Source organism: Amycolatopsis anabasis (assembly GCF_009765355.1).
Taxonomy (GTDB): Bacteria; Actinomycetota; Actinomycetes; order Mycobacteriales; family Pseudonocardiaceae; genus Amycolatopsis; species Amycolatopsis anabasis.
The window spans coordinates 17,664-38,123 of the sequence record NZ_VTHK01000066.1; the positions used below are offsets into that span (position 1 = coordinate 17,664).

At 70.5% G+C, this 20,460-nt stretch carries 21 protein-coding genes; 12 read left to right on the forward strand and 9 right to left on the reverse strand.

What is annotated here, in order from left to right:
- The first annotated feature begins 4 nt into the window (after positions 1-4).
- The 5 genes from FXO23_RS43660 to FXO23_RS43680 all read left to right on the forward strand — a co-directional run bounded on the left by FXO23_RS43660 (position 5) and on the right by FXO23_RS43680 (position 5,026).
- Positions 5-1,966 carry an ATP-binding protein gene (locus FXO23_RS43660; RefSeq protein WP_158893612.1) on the forward strand — a complete coding sequence of 654 codons (1,962 nt, stop codon included), beginning with the start codon at positions 5-7 and terminating at the stop codon, positions 1,964-1,966.
- Between the two features lie 4 nt (positions 1,967-1,970).
- Positions 1,971-3,128, forward strand: a complete 1,158-nt coding sequence (locus FXO23_RS43665) for an acyl-CoA dehydrogenase family protein (RefSeq protein WP_158893614.1) — start codon at positions 1,971-1,973, stop codon at positions 3,126-3,128.
- A gap of 10 nt (positions 3,129-3,138) precedes the next feature.
- Positions 3,139-3,972 carry an SDR family oxidoreductase gene (locus FXO23_RS43670; RefSeq protein ID WP_158893616.1) on the forward strand — a complete coding sequence of 278 codons (834 nt, stop codon included), beginning with the start codon at positions 3,139-3,141 and terminating at the stop codon, positions 3,970-3,972.
- A 50-nt stretch (positions 3,973-4,022) separates the two neighbouring features.
- A complete protein-coding gene (locus FXO23_RS43675; protein WP_246258419.1) occupies positions 4,023-4,604 on the forward strand; it encodes a TetR/AcrR family transcriptional regulator in 582 nt (193 codons plus the stop codon).
- Between the two features lie 164 nt (positions 4,605-4,768).
- Positions 4,769-5,026 carry a hypothetical protein gene (locus tag FXO23_RS43680; protein ID WP_158893618.1) on the forward strand — a complete coding sequence of 86 codons (258 nt, stop codon included), beginning with the start codon at positions 4,769-4,771 and terminating at the stop codon, positions 5,024-5,026.
- Positions 5,027-5,035: 9 nt separating this feature from the next.
- Here the strand turns inward: FXO23_RS43680 and FXO23_RS43685 are convergent, their stop codons facing one another.
- From FXO23_RS43685 to FXO23_RS43715, 7 genes are all read right to left on the reverse strand, one after another.
- Positions 5,036-5,671: a TetR/AcrR family transcriptional regulator gene (locus FXO23_RS43685; RefSeq protein WP_246258421.1), complete on the reverse strand. Its 636-nt coding sequence runs from the start codon at positions 5,669-5,671 to the stop codon at positions 5,036-5,038.
- A gap of 37 nt (positions 5,672-5,708) precedes the next feature.
- Positions 5,709-6,812: a winged helix DNA-binding domain-containing protein gene (locus tag FXO23_RS43690; protein WP_158893622.1), complete on the reverse strand. Its 1,104-nt coding sequence runs from the start codon at positions 6,810-6,812 to the stop codon at positions 5,709-5,711.
- A gap of 177 nt (positions 6,813-6,989) precedes the next feature.
- Entirely contained in the window at positions 6,990-7,958 is a 969-nt protein-coding gene (locus tag FXO23_RS43695; RefSeq protein ID WP_158893624.1) for an isopenicillin N synthase family dioxygenase, read from the reverse strand.
- Entirely contained in the window at positions 7,955-8,431 is a 477-nt protein-coding gene (locus FXO23_RS43700; RefSeq protein WP_158893626.1) for a nucleoside deaminase, read from the reverse strand. Before FXO23_RS43700 ends, FXO23_RS43695 begins: the two co-directional genes overlap by 4 nt.
- A gap of 4 nt (positions 8,432-8,435) precedes the next feature.
- Positions 8,436-9,023, reverse strand: a complete 588-nt coding sequence (locus FXO23_RS43705; protein ID WP_158893628.1) for a carboxymuconolactone decarboxylase family protein — start codon at positions 9,021-9,023, stop codon at positions 8,436-8,438.
- A gap of 65 nt (positions 9,024-9,088) precedes the next feature.
- Positions 9,089-10,414: an MFS transporter gene (locus tag FXO23_RS43710; RefSeq protein ID WP_158893630.1), complete on the reverse strand. Its 1,326-nt coding sequence runs from the start codon at positions 10,412-10,414 to the stop codon at positions 9,089-9,091.
- A gap of 173 nt (positions 10,415-10,587) precedes the next feature.
- Positions 10,588-11,202 carry a TetR/AcrR family transcriptional regulator gene (locus FXO23_RS43715; protein WP_158893632.1) on the reverse strand — a complete coding sequence of 205 codons (615 nt, stop codon included), beginning with the start codon at positions 11,200-11,202 and terminating at the stop codon, positions 10,588-10,590.
- 107 nt (positions 11,203-11,309) lie between these two features.
- Between FXO23_RS43715 and FXO23_RS43720 the strand changes: the two genes are divergently transcribed.
- From FXO23_RS43720 to FXO23_RS43745, 6 genes are all read left to right on the forward strand, one after another.
- Positions 11,310-12,062, forward strand: a complete 753-nt coding sequence (locus FXO23_RS43720; RefSeq protein ID WP_158893634.1) for an SDR family oxidoreductase — start codon at positions 11,310-11,312, stop codon at positions 12,060-12,062.
- Positions 12,059-12,844: an SDR family oxidoreductase gene (locus FXO23_RS43725; protein ID WP_158893636.1), complete on the forward strand. Its 786-nt coding sequence runs from the start codon at positions 12,059-12,061 to the stop codon at positions 12,842-12,844. Before FXO23_RS43720 ends, FXO23_RS43725 begins: the two co-directional genes overlap by 4 nt.
- A complete protein-coding gene (locus tag FXO23_RS43730; protein WP_158893638.1) occupies positions 12,837-14,387 on the forward strand; it encodes an acyl-CoA carboxylase subunit beta in 1,551 nt (516 codons plus the stop codon). The genes FXO23_RS43725 and FXO23_RS43730 overlap by 8 nt, the downstream gene beginning before the upstream one ends.
- A gap of 81 nt (positions 14,388-14,468) precedes the next feature.
- On the forward strand, positions 14,469-14,774 hold the full coding sequence (locus FXO23_RS52810) for an AMP-binding enzyme (protein WP_425484964.1): 306 nt from the start codon (positions 14,469-14,471) through the stop codon (positions 14,772-14,774).
- A gap of 11 nt (positions 14,775-14,785) precedes the next feature.
- The gene (locus FXO23_RS43740) at positions 14,786-15,769 is read left to right on the forward strand and encodes a phosphotriesterase family protein (RefSeq protein ID WP_158893640.1); all 984 of its coding nucleotides are present in this window, start codon (positions 14,786-14,788) and stop codon (positions 15,767-15,769) included.
- Between the two features lie 136 nt (positions 15,770-15,905).
- On the forward strand, positions 15,906-16,529 hold the full coding sequence (locus FXO23_RS43745; protein ID WP_158893642.1) for a TetR/AcrR family transcriptional regulator: 624 nt from the start codon (positions 15,906-15,908) through the stop codon (positions 16,527-16,529).
- A 12-nt stretch (positions 16,530-16,541) separates the two neighbouring features.
- On the opposite strand, the gene FXO23_RS43750 is transcribed toward FXO23_RS43745, so the two are convergent.
- Positions 16,542-16,739: a hypothetical protein gene (locus FXO23_RS43750; protein ID WP_158893644.1), complete on the reverse strand. Its 198-nt coding sequence runs from the start codon at positions 16,737-16,739 to the stop codon at positions 16,542-16,544.
- Between the two features lie 122 nt (positions 16,740-16,861).
- On the opposite strand from FXO23_RS43750, the gene FXO23_RS43755 reads away from it, so the two are divergent.
- A complete protein-coding gene (locus FXO23_RS43755) occupies positions 16,862-18,355 on the forward strand; it encodes a peptide deformylase (RefSeq protein ID WP_158893646.1) in 1,494 nt (497 codons plus the stop codon).
- Between the two features lie 9 nt (positions 18,356-18,364).
- Here the strand turns inward: FXO23_RS43755 and FXO23_RS43760 are convergent, their stop codons facing one another.
- Complete coding sequence (locus tag FXO23_RS43760; RefSeq protein WP_158893648.1) at positions 18,365-20,443, reverse strand: M28 family peptidase; 2,079 nt, start codon at positions 20,441-20,443, stop codon at positions 18,365-18,367.
- Positions 20,444-20,460 lie beyond the last annotated feature (17 nt).

Here is a 20,460-nt window from a genome sequence, read left to right on the forward strand (position 1 = left end):
CTCCGTGATCAAGAACCTTCTGGTCGCCAACCGCGGTGAGATCGCTCGCCGGGTCTTCCGGTCCTGCCGGGACACCGGAATCGGGACCGTGGCGGTGTTCTCCGACGCCGATGCCGACGCTCCCCATGCCACCGAGGCGGACGCGGCGGTGCGGCTGCCGGGCAACACGCCCGCGGAGACCTACCTGCGCGCGGATCTGCTGGTGCGCGCCGCCGGAGACACCGGGGCCGACGCGATCCATCCCGGATACGGCTTCCTGTCCGAGAACGCCGCGTTCGCCCGGGCCGTGCTCGACGCCGGGCTCACCTGGGTCGGCCCGCCGCCGGAGGCCATCGAGAAGATGGGCTCCAAGGTCGAATCGAAACGGCTGATGGACGCCGCCGGGGTCCCGGTACTGTCCGAACTGGACCCCGCCGAAGTCACCGAGGCCGATCTGCCCTTGCTCGTCAAGGCTTCCGCGGGTGGCGGCGGGCGCGGGATGCGGATCGTGCGCGAACTGTCCGAACTGGACGATGCGGTGGCGAGCGCGAAGGCCGAGGCGGGTTCGGCCTTCGGCGATCCCACGGTGTTCTGCGAGCGCTACCTGGAGACCGGGCGGCACATCGAGGTCCAGGTACTCGCCGACACGCACGGCACGGTGTGGGCGGTGGGGGAGCGGGAATGCTCGATCCAGCGGCGGCACCAGAAAGTCGTCGAGGAGGCGCCCTCGCCCCTGGTCGACGCGGCCATGCGCGAGGAGTTGTTCGACGCGGCCCGCAAGGCGGCCAAGGCGATCGACTACGTGGGCGCGGGGACCGTGGAGTTCCTGGCCACCGGCGACGGCCGGTTCTACTTCCTGGAGATGAACACCCGCCTGCAGGTCGAGCACCCGGTCACCGAATGCGTCACCGGCCTTGACCTGGTGGCGCTGCAACTCCGGATCGCGGAAGGGGAACGGCTGCCCGCCGATCCTCCGCAGTGGACCGGCCACGCCATCGAGGTCCGGCTCTACGCCGAAGACCCCGCCGAGAACTGGCAGCCGCAGAGCGGAACTCTGCGCCGGTTCGCGGTGCCCGGGGTGGACGCCGAATTCGGCCTGCCCGCCGGGCACGGCCTCCGGCTGGATTCGGGCGTGGTCAGCGGTTCGGTGGTGGGCGTGCACTACGACCCGATGCTGGCGAAGGTCATCGCCTGGGGGCCGGACCGGCGGAGTGCCGCGCGCAGGCTGGCCGCCGCACTGGCCGGGGCCGAGATCCACGGTGTGCGCACCAACCGCGATCTGCTGGTGAACGTGCTGCGGCACGAGGCGTTCCTGGCCGGGGAGACCGACACCGCCTTCTTCGACCGCCACGGGCTGGACACCCTGGCCCGGCCGCTCGCCGACTCGGACGCCACCCGCGTCTCGGCGCTGGCCGCCGCGCTCGCCGACGCGGCCGCGAACCGGGCGACGGCGAGCACCCTGGGCGCCCTGCCCAGCGGCTGGCGGAACGTGCCCTCGACACCCCAGCGGAAGCGGTACCTGGCCGGGGAAACCGAGTACGCGGTGAGTTACCGGCTGACTCGTGACGGTTTGCGTGCCGAGGACTACGCGGGCGTCGTGCTCGTCGAGGCGACCCCGGAGCGGGTCGTACTGGATCTCGATGGGGTACGCCGGACGTTCGGCGTGGCCCGGTACGGCGACGGGCTGGTGTGCGTCGACTCGCCGCTCGGGCCGGTCGCGTTCACCCGGGCCCCGCGCTTCGCCGATCCGGACGCGGCCCTGGCCGCGGGTTCGCTGCTGGCCCCGATGCCCGGAACCGTGCTGCGGATCGCGGTTGCCCAGGGCGACACCGTCGAAGCCGGGGAGCCGATCCTCTGGCTGGAGGCGATGAAGATGGAACACCGGATCTCGGCGCCCGCGGATGGCGTGGTCGGCGAACTCCCGGTGACCGTGGGACAACAGGTGGAGCTGGGAACCGTGCTCGCAGTCGTGCAGGAAAAGGAGTAAGTCAGTGGACTTCGTCGAGACCGAAGAGCGGACCGCGCTGCGCAAGGCGGTCGCCGAACTCGGGAAGAAGTACGGCCCCGAGTACTACACGCGCAAGGCCCGCGCCGGGGAGCACACCGGCGAACTGTGGGCCGAGGCCGGGCGGCTCGGCTACCTCGGCGTGAACGTGCCCGAGGAGTACGGCGGCGGGGGCGCGGGCATCGGCGACCTGGCCGCGGTGTGCGAGGAGTTCTGCGCGGCGGGCACGCCGATGCTGCTCATGGTGGTGTCCCCGGCCATTTGCGCAACGGTGATCGCGCGGTTCGGCACCGAGGAGCAGAAGAAGCACTGGCTGCCCCGGTTCGCAGGCGGTGAGGTCAAGATGTCGTTCGGCATCACCGAACCGGACGCCGGGTCGAACGCGCACAAGATCACCACGACCGGCCGCCGCGACGGCGGCGACTGGATCCTCAGCGGGCGGAAGGTCTTCATTTCCGGCGTCGACGAGGCGGACGCCGTGCTGATCGTCGGCCGCACCGAGGACGCGAAGACCGGCAAGCTCAAGCCCGCGCTGTACATCGTGCCGACCGACGCCCCGGGGTTCGAGTACCAGAAGATCGAGATGGACCTGGTGTCCGCCGACCACCAGTTCTCGCTGTTCCTCGACGACGTGCGGCTGCCCGCGGACGCCCTGGTGGGTTCCGAGGACGCGGCCATCGCGCAGCTGTTCGCCGGGCTGAACCCGGAACGCATCATGGGCGCGTCATTCTCGCTCGGTATCGCGAGGTACGCCCTGGACAAAGGGGTCCAGTACGCCAAGGAGCGCAGCGTGTGGGGTGCGCCGATCGGCTCGCACCAGGGGCTGGCCCACCCGCTCGCGCAGATCAAGATCGAACTGGAACTGGCCAAGCTGATGACCCAGAAGGCCGCCGCCCGGTACGACTCGGGTGACGACTTCGGCGCGGGTGAGGCCGCCAACATGGCCAAGTACGCGGGCGCCGAGGTGGCGATCAAGGCCGTCGACCAGGCGGTGCAGGTGCACGGCGGCAACGGGCTGGCCTCGGAGTACGGGCTCGGCGCGTTGCTGAGCGCCGTCCGGGTCGGCCGGATCGCCCCGGTGAGCCGTGAGATGGTGTTGAACTTCGTCGCGCAGCACAGCCTCGGCCTGCCGAAGTCGTACTAGGGAGAAGAACTTGAGCACACTCGCTGGCAAGACCTTGATCATGTCCGGCGGCAGCCGGGGGATCGGCGAGGCCATCGCGGTCCGCGCCGCCCGCGACGGGGCGAACATCGCGCTGATCGCCAAGACCGCCGATCCGCACCCCAAACTGCCCGGCACGATCTACACCGCGGCGAAGGCGATCGAGGAGGCGGGCGGCCAGGCGCTGCCGATCGTCGGCGACATCCGCGAGGACGACGCCGTGGCCGCCGCGGTGGCCAAGACCGTCGAGCAGTTCGGCGGCCTGGACATCGTGGTGAACAACGCGAGCGCGATCGACCTCACGCCCACCGAGGCGGTGAGCATGAAGCGCTACGACCTGATGCAGGACATCAACGCGCGCGGGTCGTTCCTGCTGGCCAAGCTCGCCATTCCGCACCTGCGCCAGGCGGCGAACCCGCACATCCTGACGCTGTCGCCGCCGATCAGCCTGGACCCGAAGTGGTTCACCGCCGGGCACCTGGCCTACAGCATCGCGAAGTACTCGATGAGCCTGGTGACCGTCGGGCTCGCGGCCGAACTGGCCGGGGACGGCATCGCCGCGAACTCGCTGTGGCCGCGGACCACGATCGACACGGCCGCCATCCGCAACGTCGTCGGCGCCGAACTGGCCAACCGGTCGCGGACGCCGGAGATCATGGCCGACGCGGCGCACGCGATCCTGAACCGGCCGAGCCGGGAGGCGACCGGGAACTTCTATATCGACGACGAGGTGCTCGCGGCCGAGGGCGTCACCGATTTCGCGAAGTACCGGCTGTGCGAGCGCGAGGAGGACCTCCAGCTCGACTTCTGGGTGGAGCCGTCCTGAGCACGCGCGAACCCCAGCAGGAACGGAGCAGGACCACTCGGCGGCGGCTGGTGGAGGCCGCCGTCGAGTGCATCGCCGAGCTCGGCTGGAACGGCACCACCGTCGCGATCATCGCCGAACGCGCCGGGGTGTCCCGCGGTGCCGCGCAGCACCACTTCCCGACGCGGGAGGACCTGGTCACCGCCGCGGTGGAACTGGTCGGCGAGGTCCAGCTGATCGAGCTGCGCACCCGGACCGAGGAGTTGCCCAGCGGCAGCTCCCGGATCGAGGCCGTGGTCGACACGCTGCTCGATCTGTACGCGGGCCCGATGTTCCGGGCCGCCCTGCACCTGTGGGTCGCCGCGTCCACCGACGAATCGCTGCGTGCCGTCCTGGTGCCGCTGGAGGCGCGAGTCGGGCGGGAGGCGCACCGGATCGCAGTGGAACTGCTCGGCGTGGACGAGTCGCATCCGGGAGTGCGGGAGATGGTGCAGGCCACCCTGGACCTCGGCCGCGGGCTGGGACTGGCCAACCTGCTGACCGACGACACCCGGCGGCGCAAGCGGATCATCCGGCAGTGGGCGCGGGTGCTGGGGCCGGCGCTGCCGGTCCCGGTGACGACGGGAACCGGGGACCCGGAAGTGTCGTCATAAGCGGACGAAAACTGCGTCTTCACGAAGAGTCGCCGCGACGAAGGTATCTACCGGATCTATAGCGCCTCTTGTAAGACTGTTAACACTATCGGAGCAGTGTGCGATAACTCATTGCACACAGCTAGCAGGTTTAGACCAGGTTCCCTAGAGGGGGGTTGGTTCCCGTGACGGGTTCCAGCGAACTGTCTCATAGAGCGATGGCGATGTTGCGTGCGGTTGCCGCGCACCGCGCGCAGATGTCCCGCAGCTGCGAGCCGGATCTGTTCATCGACGGCTTCGCGTGCTGCGACCAGGTGACCGCGCACGAACTCGCGCGCGACGGCTTCATCCGGCCCGCCGAGGCGGTCGGCGGCAACGGCCGGGTGCTCGCGGAGCTGACCGAAGCCGGTCAGGCCGCCCTCGCGGTCACCAGCGCGGCCTGAGTCCTCCGCTCACCGGGGTGCGGTGAGCATCGGCAGCAGGAACGTTCTCGCGAACTCGCGAGTCGCCGCGTCGTCGGCACTGGGGATGATGCCCTCCGGAGTGAGCGCCAGGGAGTGAGCCAGCCTGGCGAAGACCTCCGCGAGCGGTTCGAGATCGAAGTCCGCGAGCTCGCCGCGGCGCTGCCAGTCGGCCAGCACCCCGGCGAGGTAGCCGCGCCCGAGCGCGAGCAGGGGAGCGCCCCCGCTGGTCAGCATCGGCAGGACCGTCTCCGGTTCGATCTCGATCAGCCTGGTCAGCAGCGGGTGGCCGCGCAGGCCCGAGATGAACGCCACGAAGCCCTCGACGGCCAGTTCCTCCAGGTCCCGCGCGTCCCGCGTCTTCGCGTCGACGCCTGCCACGAACCGGGCCGCCTCGCGCAGCATCACCGCCTCGACCAGCTCGCCCTTCTGCGGGAACCGCCGGTACACCGTCGCGACGCCCAGCCCCGCGCGGCGGGCGATCTCGTTCATCGTCGTGCGGCGGATCCCGAAGTCCAGGAACGCGGAGAGGGCCCCGTCCATGATCGCCGTGATCCCCGGGTCCTGGGGCCGCTCCTCGGCCTGGGCGAGTACCGAATCCAGTAAACCGTTCTCCTTCGCCGTCACTCGTGCCATTCTGCCCTGCCGGGCCCGATCGGCCCGGTCAGCCCGCCGGAGTGAACCGGACGTCGTGGTCCGCCTCGGGAGCGGTGAAGCGGAGCAACCGCCCGCCCTCGGCGACCAGTCCCGAGGTGTCCTTTTTGGACAATGTGCAGAACGGCTGGATGACCAGGGTGGCGGCCTGCTTGGCGCGCTCGATCTTCCACGTCCCGCGGACCGTGCCGTTCACCAGGATCGTGGCCGGGATGAGGCCGTTCTTGGTGAACAACCGCTTGCGGTGCTCCTCGGTGAGGATGTGTTCGCGGTCGGCGTGGGACAGCAGCAGGTTGTCGAACTCGGGCAGGAACCGGGGCGGCGCGGACGTTTCGGGGCCGGGGCGCGGCGCGTCGGGCAGGTCGAACAGCTCCCGGCCCTGCTCGTCGCGGAACGCGCGCAGCTCCGGCCGGAGCGCTTCGACGATCTCGCCCAGTTTGGTCAGCCCGGACCACTTCTGGATGTCGAGCACCGAGGCCGGGCCGAACGCGGCGAGGTAGCGGGTCACCAGGGTGTCCAGCGAGCTGGTGCGGGAAAGCGGTTCGCCGAGCCAGGTTTCGGCGGTGGTACACCTGGCCTGGCCGCTGCGCCCCCACAGGCCGCGCGGCGGGACCTGGACCAGCGGCAGCAGCCCGCGAACGTGCCGGGCAAGCGACTCGGCGGGCCGGTCCGGGAACCGTTCGCGGAGCGCGGCGCCGAGTTCGGCGGTGGTGCGGGGGCGCTCGTCGAGGAGTTCCCGGGCGACCGCGAGCAGTTTGTCGACGTCCACCCCGGCCATGGCCCGGCCCGCGGGGGTGCTGTACAGGCCCAGCTGCACGGCGGGTTGCAGCAGCGGGCGCAGGGTGACGCAGTCGCGCGCGGTGACCAGGTGCACGGTCGAGCGCATCAGCGCGATCCGGACGGCCGCGCGGCCGGTGAGCAGCTCGACGAGTTCGTCCGGCTGGAAGCCCCGCAACCGGGTCCACAGGCCGGTGTAGGGCGGCATCGGCGCCTGGGCCTGCAGGCCGACCAGGTGCTCGAGGGCCCCGGCCGCGGTCAGCTCGTGGCGGCGCAGGAGGAGCTGGCGGGCCAGCAGGGCGCGGTTGCGCGCGCGGGAGCTGAGTACGGCGGTCATGACCGGGACGTTACCGGGCGTGGCCGACAGTGGGTCTGGTGCGGCGGCTGCCGAGGGCGCGAGGCCTGTCGACACGGCGAGGGCCATCCCGGTGGCCGCCGCGAGACCGAACAATCGCCTGCTGTGTTCAGTCAGGCGGTTGGCAGGAACTACAGTGGACTAGACCAATCGGGCCTGTCAAGGGTTGGTCACCGTGATGGCATCCAGTTTTTCCTTCAGGTACTCCGAGGCGATCACGTCCGGGTACCGGTGGTGCCCGAGCGGCGGAGCGAGCGAGCTGATCCGCGCGTCGTGATCGGTCTCGTAGAAGAAGATCAGCGAGACCAGATCCTCGTCCGGCGCGCTCGCGTCGGGCGGCAGCACGCGGTGGCGAGTGGAGCGCCAGCGGTCGCCGGTCCAGCGGGCCATCAGGTCGCCGATGTTGACCGTGAACGCCTCCGGATCGAACGGCGCGTCCGCCCAGCGACCGTCCGCGGTGCAGACCTGCAGCCCGCCCACGCCCGCCTGCCGGTCGAGGACGGTCACCGTGCCGAAGTCGGTGTGCGGCCCGATCCGGAACTGGTCGGCCGCCGGGGCGCCCACGCGGGTCATCGGCGGGTACCAGTTGATGTTGAACGTGTAGGTCGGATGACCGGTGTGCCGGGTGAAATGCGTGTCCGGCAGCTCCAGCGCGCGGGCGAAGATCCGCAGCAACTCGTTCGACAGGATCCGCATCCGGAGCATGTACTCGTTCGCCGCCGCGGCCAGTTCGGGGACCTCGTCCGGCCACACGTTCCGCTGGAACCAGAACGCGTCGACCTCCGGATCGCCGACCGCGCTGTCCGCGCCGACCGAGTAGGACTCCTTGAGATCGGGCGGGGTCTCGGTGCCCTCGGCGTACCCGTTCGCTTCCGCGCCGGGCGGCAGCCAGCCGCGTCCGCCGACGGCGACCGTGTACTTCGCCTTGACCGCCTCCGGCAGCGCGAAGAACCGCCGGGCGAGCGCACGGGTGTCGTCGCGCAGCCGCCGGGGCACGCCGTGCCCGGTGATGAGCAGGAAGCCGGAATCCCGCAGGGCCTCGTCGATCCGCACGGCCACCCCGGCGCGATCGCCTTCGGTGCCGTGGAACCACGGGTCCAGGTCGACCAGCGGCACCGGCGACGTCATTCCTGCCCCCGGCCGGCCGTGCGTTCCACGCCGATGTCCTCATACCACAGCTCCGGGTGCTCCTCGATGAACGTGGTCATCAGCCAGATGCACGCCGGATCGTCCAGGATGGTGATCCCGATGCCGTGCCCGACCAGCCAGTCGTGCCCGCCGGAGAACGTGGTGGCCTCGCCGATCACCACGTGGGAGATGTTGAACTGGCGCACCAGCCCGCTGCAGTACCAGCAGGGCGACAGCGTGGTCGCCATGACCGTGTCCCGGTAGTGCGGCCGCCGGCCGGCGTTGCGGAACGCGGCGGTCTCGGCGTGCATGGACGGGTCCTCGTCCTGAACGCGGCGGTTGTGCCCCCGGCCGAGCAGTTCACCGTCCACAGTGAACAGGGCGGCGCCGATCGGGATGCCGCCCTGGGACTTGCCGATCAGGGCCTCCTCGCGTGCCACGGCGAGCAGCTGATCGGGGTCGAACGTCTGCATGCGCCTACATCTTGTCCTCCTGAGCAGGCACTGGCAAGGCCCCGGAAGCCTGGCGGGCCACCGCGCCGTAGCCGTGGGCGATGATCACCTCCGCGGTCGCCGCATACGTCTCGGGATCCTCGGGCGCGAAGGTGCCCAGGCCGTCGACGTAGCGGTTGTACATGCAGAACGCGGCCGCGATCAGGACCGTGTCGTGGATTTCGACGTCGGTCGCGCCGGCGGCCCGGGCGGCGGCGACGTCCTCGGAGCGCACCGACTTCCCGCTGACCCGGACCCTGTCCGCGATCGCCAGCAGTGCGCGCAGTTTGGGGGACACCTTCGGGTGATCCCGGCGATCCGTCACCAGTTCGACCAGTTCCGCGTCGTGGCCGAGTTGCTCGGTCGCGAGCGCGGAATGCGACTTCGCGCAGAAGTCGCATTCGTTGCCCCGCGAGACGAAGGACGCGATCAGCTCCCGTTCGCCGCGGGACAGCGTGCTCGGCGTGCGCAGCAGCGCCTCCGCGAGTTCGGTCAGCGGTCCGGCGGTTTCCGGCCGGAAGCCCAGCAGCCCCACGATGCCCGGTAAGTCGTTCCCCAGTTCGATGTGCGCCAACGGATTCTCCTCCTCGCACGGAACCTGCACGACGCTTGCATTGTTCCGCTCCGCCGCCCTCCTGGTCACCTCCCGGCTTGCTCGGTGATCGGCGCCGCCGCCTTCGCGCGTTTCGCGAGGATCGCGATGGACAGCAGCGCGAGCACCGCCAGCAGCATGATGTACCCGGAGACCGACAGCGAGGTGCCGGTGGATTCCAGGAGCAGCACCATGATGAACGGGGCGAGCCCGCCGCCGAGCACCGCGCTGAGCTGGTAGCCCAGGGACGCCCCGGTGTACCGCATCTCGGCGGTGAACAGTTCGGCGAACAGGGCGGCCTGCGGCCCGTACATGATCGACAGGAACGTGCTGCCGATGAAGGACGCCACGACGATTCCGGGATAGGTGGCGGTGTCGATCAGCAGGAACATGGGGATCGCCCACACGAGCAGCCCCGCGGTGCCCGCGGTGTACACCTTCAGGCGCCCGATCCGGTCGGAAAGCCTGGCGGCCCAGGGGATCGCGGCCAACTGGGTCACGCTGACCAGCAGCGTCACGGTGAGCACCGGACCGCGCGGCAGCCCGAGGTGCCGGGTGGCGTAGTCCAGCGTGCCGGTGATGAGGATGTAGAAGGTCGCCGTGTTGACCGCGAACGAACCGCCCGCGAGCAGGACCGTGCCGAGGTGGCCGCGCAGGATCTGGCGCAGCGGCGAATGCCGTTGTTCCCGTTCGGCCAGCGCGCGTTCGGCCCGGCGGAATTCCGGGGTCTCCTCGACCCGGGTGTGGATGAACCAGGCCAGCACGAGCACGAACACGCCGAGCAGGAACGGCAGCCGCCAGCCCCAGCCGGTGAACGCGGCGCCGGGGGTGACCGCCTGGGCGAGCAGGAACAGCGAATTCGCGCCGATCACGCCGATCGGGACGCCCAGCTGGACGAAACTGCCGTAGTAGCCGCGCTTCCCCGGCGGCGCGTACTCCGTGGCGAGCAGCATCGCGCCGCCCCACTGCGCGCCGACCGCGATGCCCTGCAGCAGGCGCAGGAGCACCAGCAGGATCGGGGCGAGGATGCCGATCGAGGAATAGGGCGGGAGCAGGCCGATGGCCGTGGTCGCCACGCCCATCGTGGCCAGCGCCGCGACCAGCATCGGTTTGCGGCCGCGCTGGTCGCCGAGGTGACCGGCGACCACGCCGCCGAGCGGGCGGGCCAGGAACCCGACGGCGAAGGTCGCGAACGACGCGAGCACTCCGGCCACCGGATTGGCCGAGGGGAAGAACTGCTTGCCGAACACCAGCGCGGCGGCGATGCCGAAGATGAAGTAGTCGTACCACTCGACAGCGGAAGCGAGGGCGGCCGCGGTGGCGACCCGGCGGTGCGGTGCGGAATGCGAACTGGCAGAAGCGGTGTCGTCCATGTCGGTGCACCCTTCACGGGAGTCGGCGACGTGCGGTCCGGAGAAGTTAGCAACCGCTTAGTATGTGGTCAACGTCTCATTGGAGTGTATCGATACCGACTGGTTGGTATGTCTAGTGCGAAAGCGCGGTACGGAGGTGTGCGTTGCGACGATCGGCGGGGCGGCCGCGCTTCCTACTCGACCCGCGCGCCCAGCATGCGGGTCACCAGATCCGCGTACTCCTTGCCCAGGGCCTTCGGGGTCTTGCGCATGCGGTCGCTGTACCAGCGGGCCACGTCGACGCCGAGCGAGAGCACCGCGCGGGCCGCGGTCTTGGGTTCGTCCACGGTGAAGACGCCCTGGGCGATTCCGTCGGCGATGATCTCGCGGACGATCTGCTCGATCCGCCGGCGCAGTCCGGCGACGATGTCGTATTCCTTCTCCGGCAACGCCTGCAGTTCGTACTGCACGACCCGGGCCACCGTGTGCCGCCGGGCGTGCCAGGCGACGAAGTCCTCGACCAGCAGCCGCATCTTCTCGCGCGGCCCGTCCGGGCGCGCGAGCACGGCTTCCACCAGGGCCAGCGTCTGCTCGTGCCCGTACCGGCTGATCTCGAACAGCAGCGCGGCCTTGGAGGGGAAGTGCACGTACAGTGCCGCCGGGCTCATCCCGGCGCCGCTGGCGATGTCGCGCGTGGTGGTGGCGTGGTAGCCGACGCGCGCGAACGACTCGACACCGGCCAGCATCAGGCGACGTGCCGCTTCCGGCTGAACGTCCGGCCACAGCTCGGCGGACAGGGACATGGTCATGAAGGGTTCCTCCCCAACCCGGCGGCGAGCTTGACAGCACCACCGAGCCCTTCCCATTGTAAGCGAGCGCTTATTCCTCGCTCGAACAAGACAGGAGATCGACTGCAGTGAACTCGTTCAAGGACCGGGTCGCCCTCATTACCGGCGCCAGCCGGGGCATCGGCCTGGGAATCGCCAAGGAACTGGTCGAGCGGGGCGCCAAGGTGTGCATCACCGCACGGCGGCCGGAGCCGCTCGCCGACGCGGTGAACGAACTCGGCGGCGAAGGCGTCGCGATCGCCGTGCCGGGCAAGGCCGATGACCCCGCACATCAGGACGAGGCGGTCGCGAAGACCGTCGAGACCTTCGGCAGGCTGGACATGCTGGTGAACAATACCGGCATCAACCCGGTCTTCGGCCCAGCGCTGGACATCGAACCGGAGGCCGCCGCCAAGATCCTGGCGGTCAACGTGCTGGCGCCGCTCGCGTGGACCCGCAAGGCGCGGGACGCGTGGATGGGCGAGCACGGGGGCGCGGTGGTGAACGTGGCGTCGGTGGCCGGACTGAACGCCTCGCCCGGGATCGGGATCTACGGGGTGAGCAAGGCCGCGCTGATCCGGCTGACCACCGAACTCGGCTTCGAACTCGGCCCGGGCATCCGGGTGAACGCGGTGGCCCCGGCCGTGGTGAAGACCAAGTTCGCGACCCAGTTGTACGAAGGGCGCGAGGAAGAGGTCGCCCAGAGCTACCCGCTCAAGCGGCTCGGCGTCCCGGCGGACATCGCGGGCGCGGTCGCGTTCCTGCTGTCCGCCGACGCGGGCTGGATCACCGGCCAGACACTGGTCCTGGACGGCGGCGTGACCCTGGTGGGCGGGCTGTGACCACCGGACTCGCCGGCGCCGGGGTGGTCGTCACCGGGGGCGGCGGCGGGATCGGGGCCGCGCTGGCCCGCCGGTTCACCGCGGAAGGCGCGCGGGTGCTGGTCGCCGATCTGGACTCCGCCGCCGCGAGTGCGGTGGCCGACGAGGTCGGCGGAGTCGCGTTCGCCGGGGACGTGGCGAGCGAGGAAGGCGTCGAGCGGTTGCGGGCGGCGGCCGTGGACGCGTTCGGCGCGATCGACGTCTTCTGCGCCAACGCCGGGATCGCGCCGCACGGCGGCCCGGAGACGCCCGGCGAGGTCTGGGCGCGGGCGTGGGAGGTGAACGTGATGGCCCACGTCCGCGCGGCGAACGCGCTGCTGCCCGGCTGGCTGGCGCGCGGCCATGGCCACTTCGTCGCCACGGTGTCCGCCGCCGGGCTGCTGACCAGCCTCGGTTCCGCGCCGTACTCGGTGACCAAGCACGGGGCGCTGGCGTTCGCGGAGTGGCTGAGCGCCACCTACCGGCACCGCGGGATCACCGTGCAGGCGATCTGCCCGCAGGGCGTGCGCACCAAGATGCTCGCCGACTCCGGCAAGGCCGGAGACCTGATCATGGGCGCCTCGGCGATCGAGCCGGAGCAGGTGGCCGACGCGTTGTTCGCCGCCATGGCCGAAAACCGGTTCCTGGTGCTGCCCCATCCCGAGGTGGCCGACTACTACGCTGTGCGTGCCACGCAGACCGATCGCTGGCTGGGCGGGATGAACAAGCTGCAGCGCAAGGTGGAGCAAGCACTCGATGAGTGACTGGAAACCCGAGGTAGCAGAGATCCAGCGGCGGCGGGAACTCGCCGAGCGGATGGGTGGCGAGGCCAAGGTCGCGCGGCAGCACGCGGCGGGCAGGCTGACCGTCCGCGAGCGGATCGCGGCGCTGGTCGATCCGGGCAGTTTCGACGAAATCGGCGCGCTCGCCGGATTCGCGCGTTACGACGGCGGCGAGCTGGCCGAGTTCATGGCGGCGAACTTCGTGCTGGGCACCGCGCGGATCGACGAGCGGCCGGTGGCCGTGGGCGGGGACGATTTCACCGTGCGCGGCGGAGCCGCCGACGCGGGGATCATGGAGAAGCAGATCTACGCCGAGCGGCTGGCGAACGAACTCGGCTTACCGCTGATCCGGTTGATCGAGGGGACCGGCGGCGGGGGCAGCGTGAAAGTGCTGGAGCAGCAAGGGTTCACCTACGTACCGGCGAATCCGGGCTGGGATCTGGTGGTGGACAACCTCTCCGCGGTGCCGGTGGTGGCGGCCTGCCTCGGCCCGGTCGCCGGCCTCGGCGCCGCGCGGGCGGTGATGGCGCATCTGTGCGTGCTGGTCGAGGACGCCGGTCAGCTGTTCGTCGCCGGGCCGCCACTGGTCAAGTACGCGACCGGGGAGGACCTCACCAAGGAGGAGCTCGGCGGCGCGGCCGTGCACAAGCGCAGCGGCGCGGTGGACCGCCTGGTGCGCAGCGAATCCGAGGCGTTCGAGGTGACCCGCGACTTCCTCGGCTACCTACCGTCCAATGTGGATGAACTGCCGCCGGTGCGGGAACCGGCGGACGATCCCCAGCGCCGCGAGGAGGGCCTGCTTTCACTGGTGCCCCGCAACCGGCGCAAACCGTACCGGCTGCGGCCGTTGCTGGAGGCGGTGTTCGACGCGGGTTCGGTGTTCGACTACGCGTGCTACGGCGGTTCGGCCTACGCCGGACTGGCCCGTTTGGACGGTCATCCGGTCGGCGTGCTGGCGACCGATCCCTACCGGGGCGCCGCGCTCGACGGGCTCGGCGCGGACGCGATCACCCGGCTGGTCGACCTCTGCGAGACCTTCCACCTGCCGCTGGTGAGCCTGACCGATCAGGCGGGCATGGTGATCGGGCTGGCGGGGGAGAAGCGCGGGGCGATCCGGCACGGCGCCCGCGCGATCACCGCCGTGTACCAGGCCCGCGTGCCGATGGCGGAGATCATCGTTCGGCGCGTGTTCGGCGTCGGCGGGGCGGGGATGACGAACCGCCACCGGCTGGTCCGCCGCTGGGCCTGGCCGTCGGGCGACTGGGGTTCGCTGCCGGTGGAAGGCGGAGTCGAAGCCGCCTACCGCGCCGAGATCGAAGCCGCCGAAGACCCGGCCGCGCTGATCGAGGAAATCCGCGCCCGCCTGGATCGGGTCCGGTCTCCCTTCCGCACCGCGGAGAAGTTCGGGGTGGAGGACATCATCGATCCGCGCGAAACCCGGCCCCGGCTGTGCGCGTGGGTGCACGACGCCTACCGCGTCCTGCCGAAGCTGACCGGCCGCCCGTCCTTCGGCACCCGTCCCTGATCCGGGTGCTTGACGCGGCCAGGCCCGCCTCTTAGCGTCAACATACCGACCGGTCGGTGTCCGATGGGAAGGGAGTCTGCGATGAGCGGGTACGACGCGAAACCTTGGCTCGCCCAGTACGACGATCGCCTGCGCGCCGCACCAGCCGCCGAGGCGACGAGCACGCTCGCGGCGTTCCGCCGGACCGTCGCACGGGTCCCCGAATCGACCGCGATCGCGTACGTCAGCGCGCGGCCCGGGCAGGCCGCGGACGCCCAGCAGCTCATCGCCTACTGCAAGGAACGCCTGGCCGCCTACAAGTACCCGCGCGCGGTCGAGGTGCTCGACGAGCTGCCGAAGACGGTGAGCGGAAAGATCCTGCGCAGGGAACTGCGCGCCCGCAGCTGAAGGGAGCGACCGTGCCGGAAGTGGAGACCGTCCGCGGACGGGTGGCCGCCGAGGGGCTCGGCCGGGTGCTGATGCACGAGCACATCTTCGTGCTGAGCCCGGAGTTCGTGGCGAACTACCCGGAACACGACGGGTTCTCCGAAGAAGAACAGGTTCCCCGGGCCGTCGAGCGGCTGCGCGAACTGGCCGCCGAGGGGATCGGCACGATCGTCGACCCGACGGTGCTCGGGCTGGGCCGGTACATTCCGCGGATCCAGCGGATCGCGGCCGAGGTCGACCTGAACATCGTGGTGGCGACCGGGCTGTACACCTACCACGACGTGCCGCACTACCTGCACTTCCGCGGTCCGAACACCCTGTTCGACGGCGAGGACCCGCTGGTGGAGCTGTTCGTCCGGGACATCACCGAGGGGATCGCCGACACCGGGGTGAAGGCGGCCCTGCTCAAATGCGCCACCGACGAGCCCGGGCTGACCGCGGGCGTGGAACGGGTGCTGCGCGCGGTCGCCAAGGCGCACCGCGCCACCGGCGCGCCGATCATGACGCACACCCACGCGGGGTCCCGGCGCGGCCTGGAACAGCAGAACGTCTTCGAATCCGAAGGGGTCGACCTCGGCCGCGTGCTGATCGGGCACTGCGGCGACACCACCGATCTGGACTACCTCATCGAACTCGCCGATCGCGGCTCGCTGCTGGGTATGGACCGGTTCGGCCTCGACCTGCTGCTGCCGTTCGAAGACCGTGTCGCGACGGTCGCGGCGCTGTGCGAGCGGGGCTACGCGAGCCAGCTGGTGCTTTCCCAGGACGCGTCCTGCTACATCGACTGGCTGCCGGCCGACCGGCTTCCGGTTCTGGCACCGAACTGGCACTACCTGCACGTCACGCGGGACGTGCTGCCCGCGCTGCGGGAACGCGGGGTCGGCGAGCGGGACATCACCACCATGCTGGTGGACAACCCGCGCCGATTCCTGACGACGGCCGGTCCGTCGACGTGATCGCGGAGCGAGTTCTCAGACAGACACTGACTACCCGGGTGCCGCTCGCCGGGACGGTGACCAGGGATCAGTACGCTGACTGTCCAAGCAGGACCGCGCGGCGGGGAGCCGGGCGAGGTGAGAAGGAGGCCGGGCGATGACTCGAGCCCGGAAGGGGCGGCCCGAGCCGGACCAGGACGGCCCGGCCGAGGAGTCGGTGCCGCGACGGCTGCTGTCCGTCGCGACGAAGCTGTTCGCCGACAAGGGATTCGACCGCACGTCGGTGCAGGAGGTCGTGGAGGCCGCGGGGGTCACCAAGGGGGCGATGTACCACTACTTCGACTCCAAGGACGACCTGCTCTACGAGATCTACGCGCGGGTGCTGCGCGAGCAGACCGACCAGCTGGAGCGGGTGGCGGGCAGCGACGCGCCGCTGCGCGAGCGGCTGAGCACGGCCGCCTCGGACGTGGTGGTGAGCAGCATCGCGAACCTGGACGACACCAAGATCTTCATGCAGTCGATGCACCAGCTCAGCCCGGAGAAGCAGAAGGGCGTGCGGGCCGAGCGGCGCAAGTACCACGAGCGGTTCCGGGCGCTGGTCGAGGACGGCCAGCGATCGGGGGAGTTCCGGACCGACAAACCGGCCGAGGTCATCGTCGATTTCTTCTTCGGCGCGGTGCATCACCTGGGCTTCTGGTACCACCAGGGCGGTTCGATGTCCGCGCGCCAGGTGGCCGACCACTTCGCGGATCTGCTGCTCAGCTCGCTTCGCTCGGACTGAGCCCGTCGCGGTTCACAGCAGTCCCGACTCGTGCAGTTTCAGCACGGCCGCGGTGATCCCGCCGCCTCCGGCCGTCGTGGTGAGGAGTTTCAGGACCCGGTACGCGTCCCGGCGGCGCCCGGCGTCGGCCTCCCGGACCGCGGTGAGCCCGGCGATGGCCAGCAGGAGCAGCGTGACGACGGCGTAGGCGCCGACCAGCGGTCCGAACACGGAAGGTCCCCTTCGGGCGGGGCGGGTAGAGGCGGATCCAGCACATCGCCACGAACGGGTGTGCGGCTAGGCTGTGGCGCGACTCACGGTGCGTTCACGCACGCTCACGGTGGAGGGCCGAGATGGTCGGTGACGCGGGCACGCCGGATCCGGGGGACGTGAACGTGTTCGCCGTGGAGCTCAAGCGGTGGCGGGACGTGCGCGGCCTGTCCCGGGCCGCGCTGGCCAAGCGCATGGGCTACAACCGCTCGTACGTCTCGAAGGTGGAATCCGGGGCGGAGCGCCCGTCGAAGGAGTTCGCCGCCCATGCGGAGACCGCGTTGCGAGCGGGCGGGGCGCTGCGCAAGTCGTTCCGCGAGTACGACGGCGCGCGTGCCGGAAGACCGCGTCGTCCGGTCGTGCCCCCGGATCCGGCCGAGCACGGCGGGAGCCTCGTGGTTGACCACGACGACGCGACCTTGCGCTACGACGGGCACACCTACCGGCTCACCCAGCGCCGGCGACTGGTCAACGGCGGCGCCGAACCGGTCACCCGCTACCTCATCCGGATCTCGGTGGATCGCTACCCGCGCGACCCGGAGCGTTCCAACCAGCTGTACAGCGAGAGTCCGCTCACCTGGGACGAGCTCGGGCTCCGCGCCTGGCACGGAAACGGCCGCGCCGAGCCGATGGAGTGGACGGCCCACCACGACCGGGCCGCGTTCAAGGAGGTGTGGTTGCAGTTCTCCGGCGAGCACGAGCGGTTTCCGCTGTATCCCGGCGAAGCGACCTGGATCGAGTACGAGTACACGGTGCGGGACGAGCACTGGGGCAACTGGTTCCAGCGCGCCGTCCGGTTGCCGACCCGCCGCCTGTCCGTGTGCCTGGACTTTCCCGCCGAACTCGCGCCGGTGGTGTGGGGACTGGAAACGTCGATGACCGCGGAAGATGTTCCCTTCCGCACCGCGATCGCCCGTGCGGATCAGGGCGACCGGCAGGTGTTCTCCTGGTCGTGCGCCGATCCGCCGGTGCACGCCCGATACCGGCTCGAATGGGGATTCCGGGGACGTGCCGACGACGGCCCGGCGCCGGCGCCGAGCGAGGTGATGCGCTCGCTGGGCATCGCGCAGGACGGCGACCCGATCCTGCGGCGGACCGCGCGGCCGTTCGACCTGCCCGCCGAAGCCGCGGACGCGCGGCGGGTCGTGGCCGCGCTCGAGGCGGCCGCCGAGCGGGTCGCGCAGGCGCACACCTTCGGCAAGGGAATGGGCATCGCCGCTCCGCAGATCGGCGTCGACCGCGCGGCCGCGATCATCCAGCCACCGGACGGCGAACCGATCACCCTGTTCAACCCGAGCGTCATCGAAACCGACGGCGAGAGCGACGAACAGTACGAGGGGTGCCTCTCCTTCTTCGACGTCCGCGGCCGGGTTCCCCGGGCGCAGGAGATCCACGTCGAGCACACCACCCTCGACGGCCGGAAGAAGATCACCGTTTACCGCCGGGGAGTGGCCCGCCTCGTCGCGCACGAGGTGGACCACCTCCACGGCGTGCTCTACACCGACCGGATGCGGTCCGGCACCGAACCGATCCCGGTCGAGCAGTACCGCGGCACCGGAAGTGCCTGGCAGTACTGACCGGGACCGTTACCCGCTCGTACGGGCCAGGGCGGTCGCGGCGTACAGCGAAAGCGTCAGCGTGGACAGGTATCGCTGGGCGGTGGCCCGGTCGCCCTTGTCCAGCGCCGCGTTGATGGCGGGCAGCGGCTGGGACGCGTAGCCGGTGTACTCGCCCGGTGCGTAGACCTGGTGCTTGTACCAGTCCCGCCCGGGCAGGCCGAGCGGATTCGTGAGGCTGCGTTCCTGCCACAGCAGCGCGCGGTTCATCCGGTCGGCCCGCGACGGCGGCAGGTTCGCGCCCGAGGTGAGTTGTTCGCGGGCGTTCTCCAGCCGACCGGCGGCCCGTTGCCATTCCTGGGCCGCGCGGACCGCCGAGGAGACGTCGAGCCCGCGCTTCGCCACCTCGCCGAGATAGCCCTGCACCGCCGTGGCGTAACCGGAGTAGTTCATCGGCAGGACGTCGGCTTCGGTCAGCCGCAGGCCGACCAGCCCGGTCGTCTCCGCGGCGGCCGAATGGTGCACGAACCCGGGGTCGAGGAACCGTTCGGTCATGTCGAGATCGTCGATCGTGCTGTGGTACTCGCCGCTGCCCGAATCGAAGCCCACGCCCGCCGACGAGATCCCGAGGTGGTCCAGGAACGCGGTGTAGTCCGAACCGCTGCCCAGCCGTCCCGGTTTCGGTTTCCCGCCGGTCGCGGCCACCCAGTTGGCGTAGACCGTGCCGTGGTCGGGATCGGGCACGTCCTTGGTGACCGCGGTGACCAGATCGTCGAGCGAGGGCACCGCGGCCGCGCTGAAGTCCTTGCCCGCGGTGCCGTCCATGTTCAGGTACGAAACCGCGCCGGTGAGCAGATCGAAGCGGTGCTGTTCGGCCCATTCGGTGGAACCGAGCAGCCCGTACTCCTCGCCGTCCCAACCGGCGATCACGATCGTGCGCTGCGGCCGCCAGCCGGTCTTGAGCAACTGGGACAGGCCGTAGGCGATCTGCATCGCCGACACCCAGCCGCTGGTGTTGTCGTTCGTGCCGTAGACCCACGCGTCCTGGTGCGCCCCGATGATCACCTTCTGCTCGGGATGCGTGCTGCCCTTGATCTCGGCGACGACGTCGTGCACGGGAAGCTGTTCGTAGTCGATGTCCAGGTTCAGCCGGGCCTCGGTCGGCCCGGGACCCACGTGGTAGCCGAAGTTCAGCCCGCCCTGCCAGTTCTTCGGGACAGACGGCCCGGCGAGGGCCTTGAGCAGGGGTTCCGCCTGCCCGTAGGAGATCGGCGTGGTCGGGATGCGGGGCAGGTTCCGCGCGTCGGCCGGATCGAGCCGGTCGGTGCCGGGCACGGACGGTTCGCCGGGCGTCAGCGGATCGCCGGGGTAGTTGAAGATGTACTGGACGCTGCCGCGCTGGATGGCGTCGGCCGGGCGCCACGGCCCGTTCGGGTAGACCGGTCCGCGCACGAACCCGTCGTCGGCCGGATCGGAGTAGATGAGCACGCCCTTGGCGCCGTGCTCCTCGGCCACCTTCGACTTCACGCCCCGGAAGCTGTTCCCGTAGCGCACTAGGACGACCTTGTCCCGCACGTCGACGCCGAGTTCGGCGAGCTTCTGGTAGTCCTCGGGCAGGCCGTAGTTGGCGTAGACCACCTTGCCGGTGACGTCCCCGGCGGGGGAGTAGGCGTTGTAGCCGACGACCGCCTCGTCGAGGTGCTGCTGGCCCGGGTAGGGGTGTTCCATGACTTCCAGCTGCCGCTGCTGCGGCGCGGTCATCCGGACGTCGATGTTCTTCGGCACCGAGCCGTACACCGAGTAGTCGCGCAGGTTCGCGTCCAGGCCCCATTCGCGGAGCTTGGCGCGCGAGTACTCGGCGCCCCAGCGCGCGCCGTCGGTGCCGACCAGCCGGGGCCGTTCGGACAGGACGGTGCTCAGCTCGCGAGCCTGAGCCGGATCGATGGCCTGCAGGAACTTCTGCTCCAGCGCCCGCTGCGCGGCGGAGTGCTGGACGGTGAAACCGGGAAGTTTGTTTTGCTCGGCAGCGGTGGCGGGCGTGGCGACCAGAAGAGAGATCACCGTGGTCGCCGCGATCCCCAGCGCCGAGGCTCTAGTCCACGGATGCATGCCTTCAGCTAACCGCC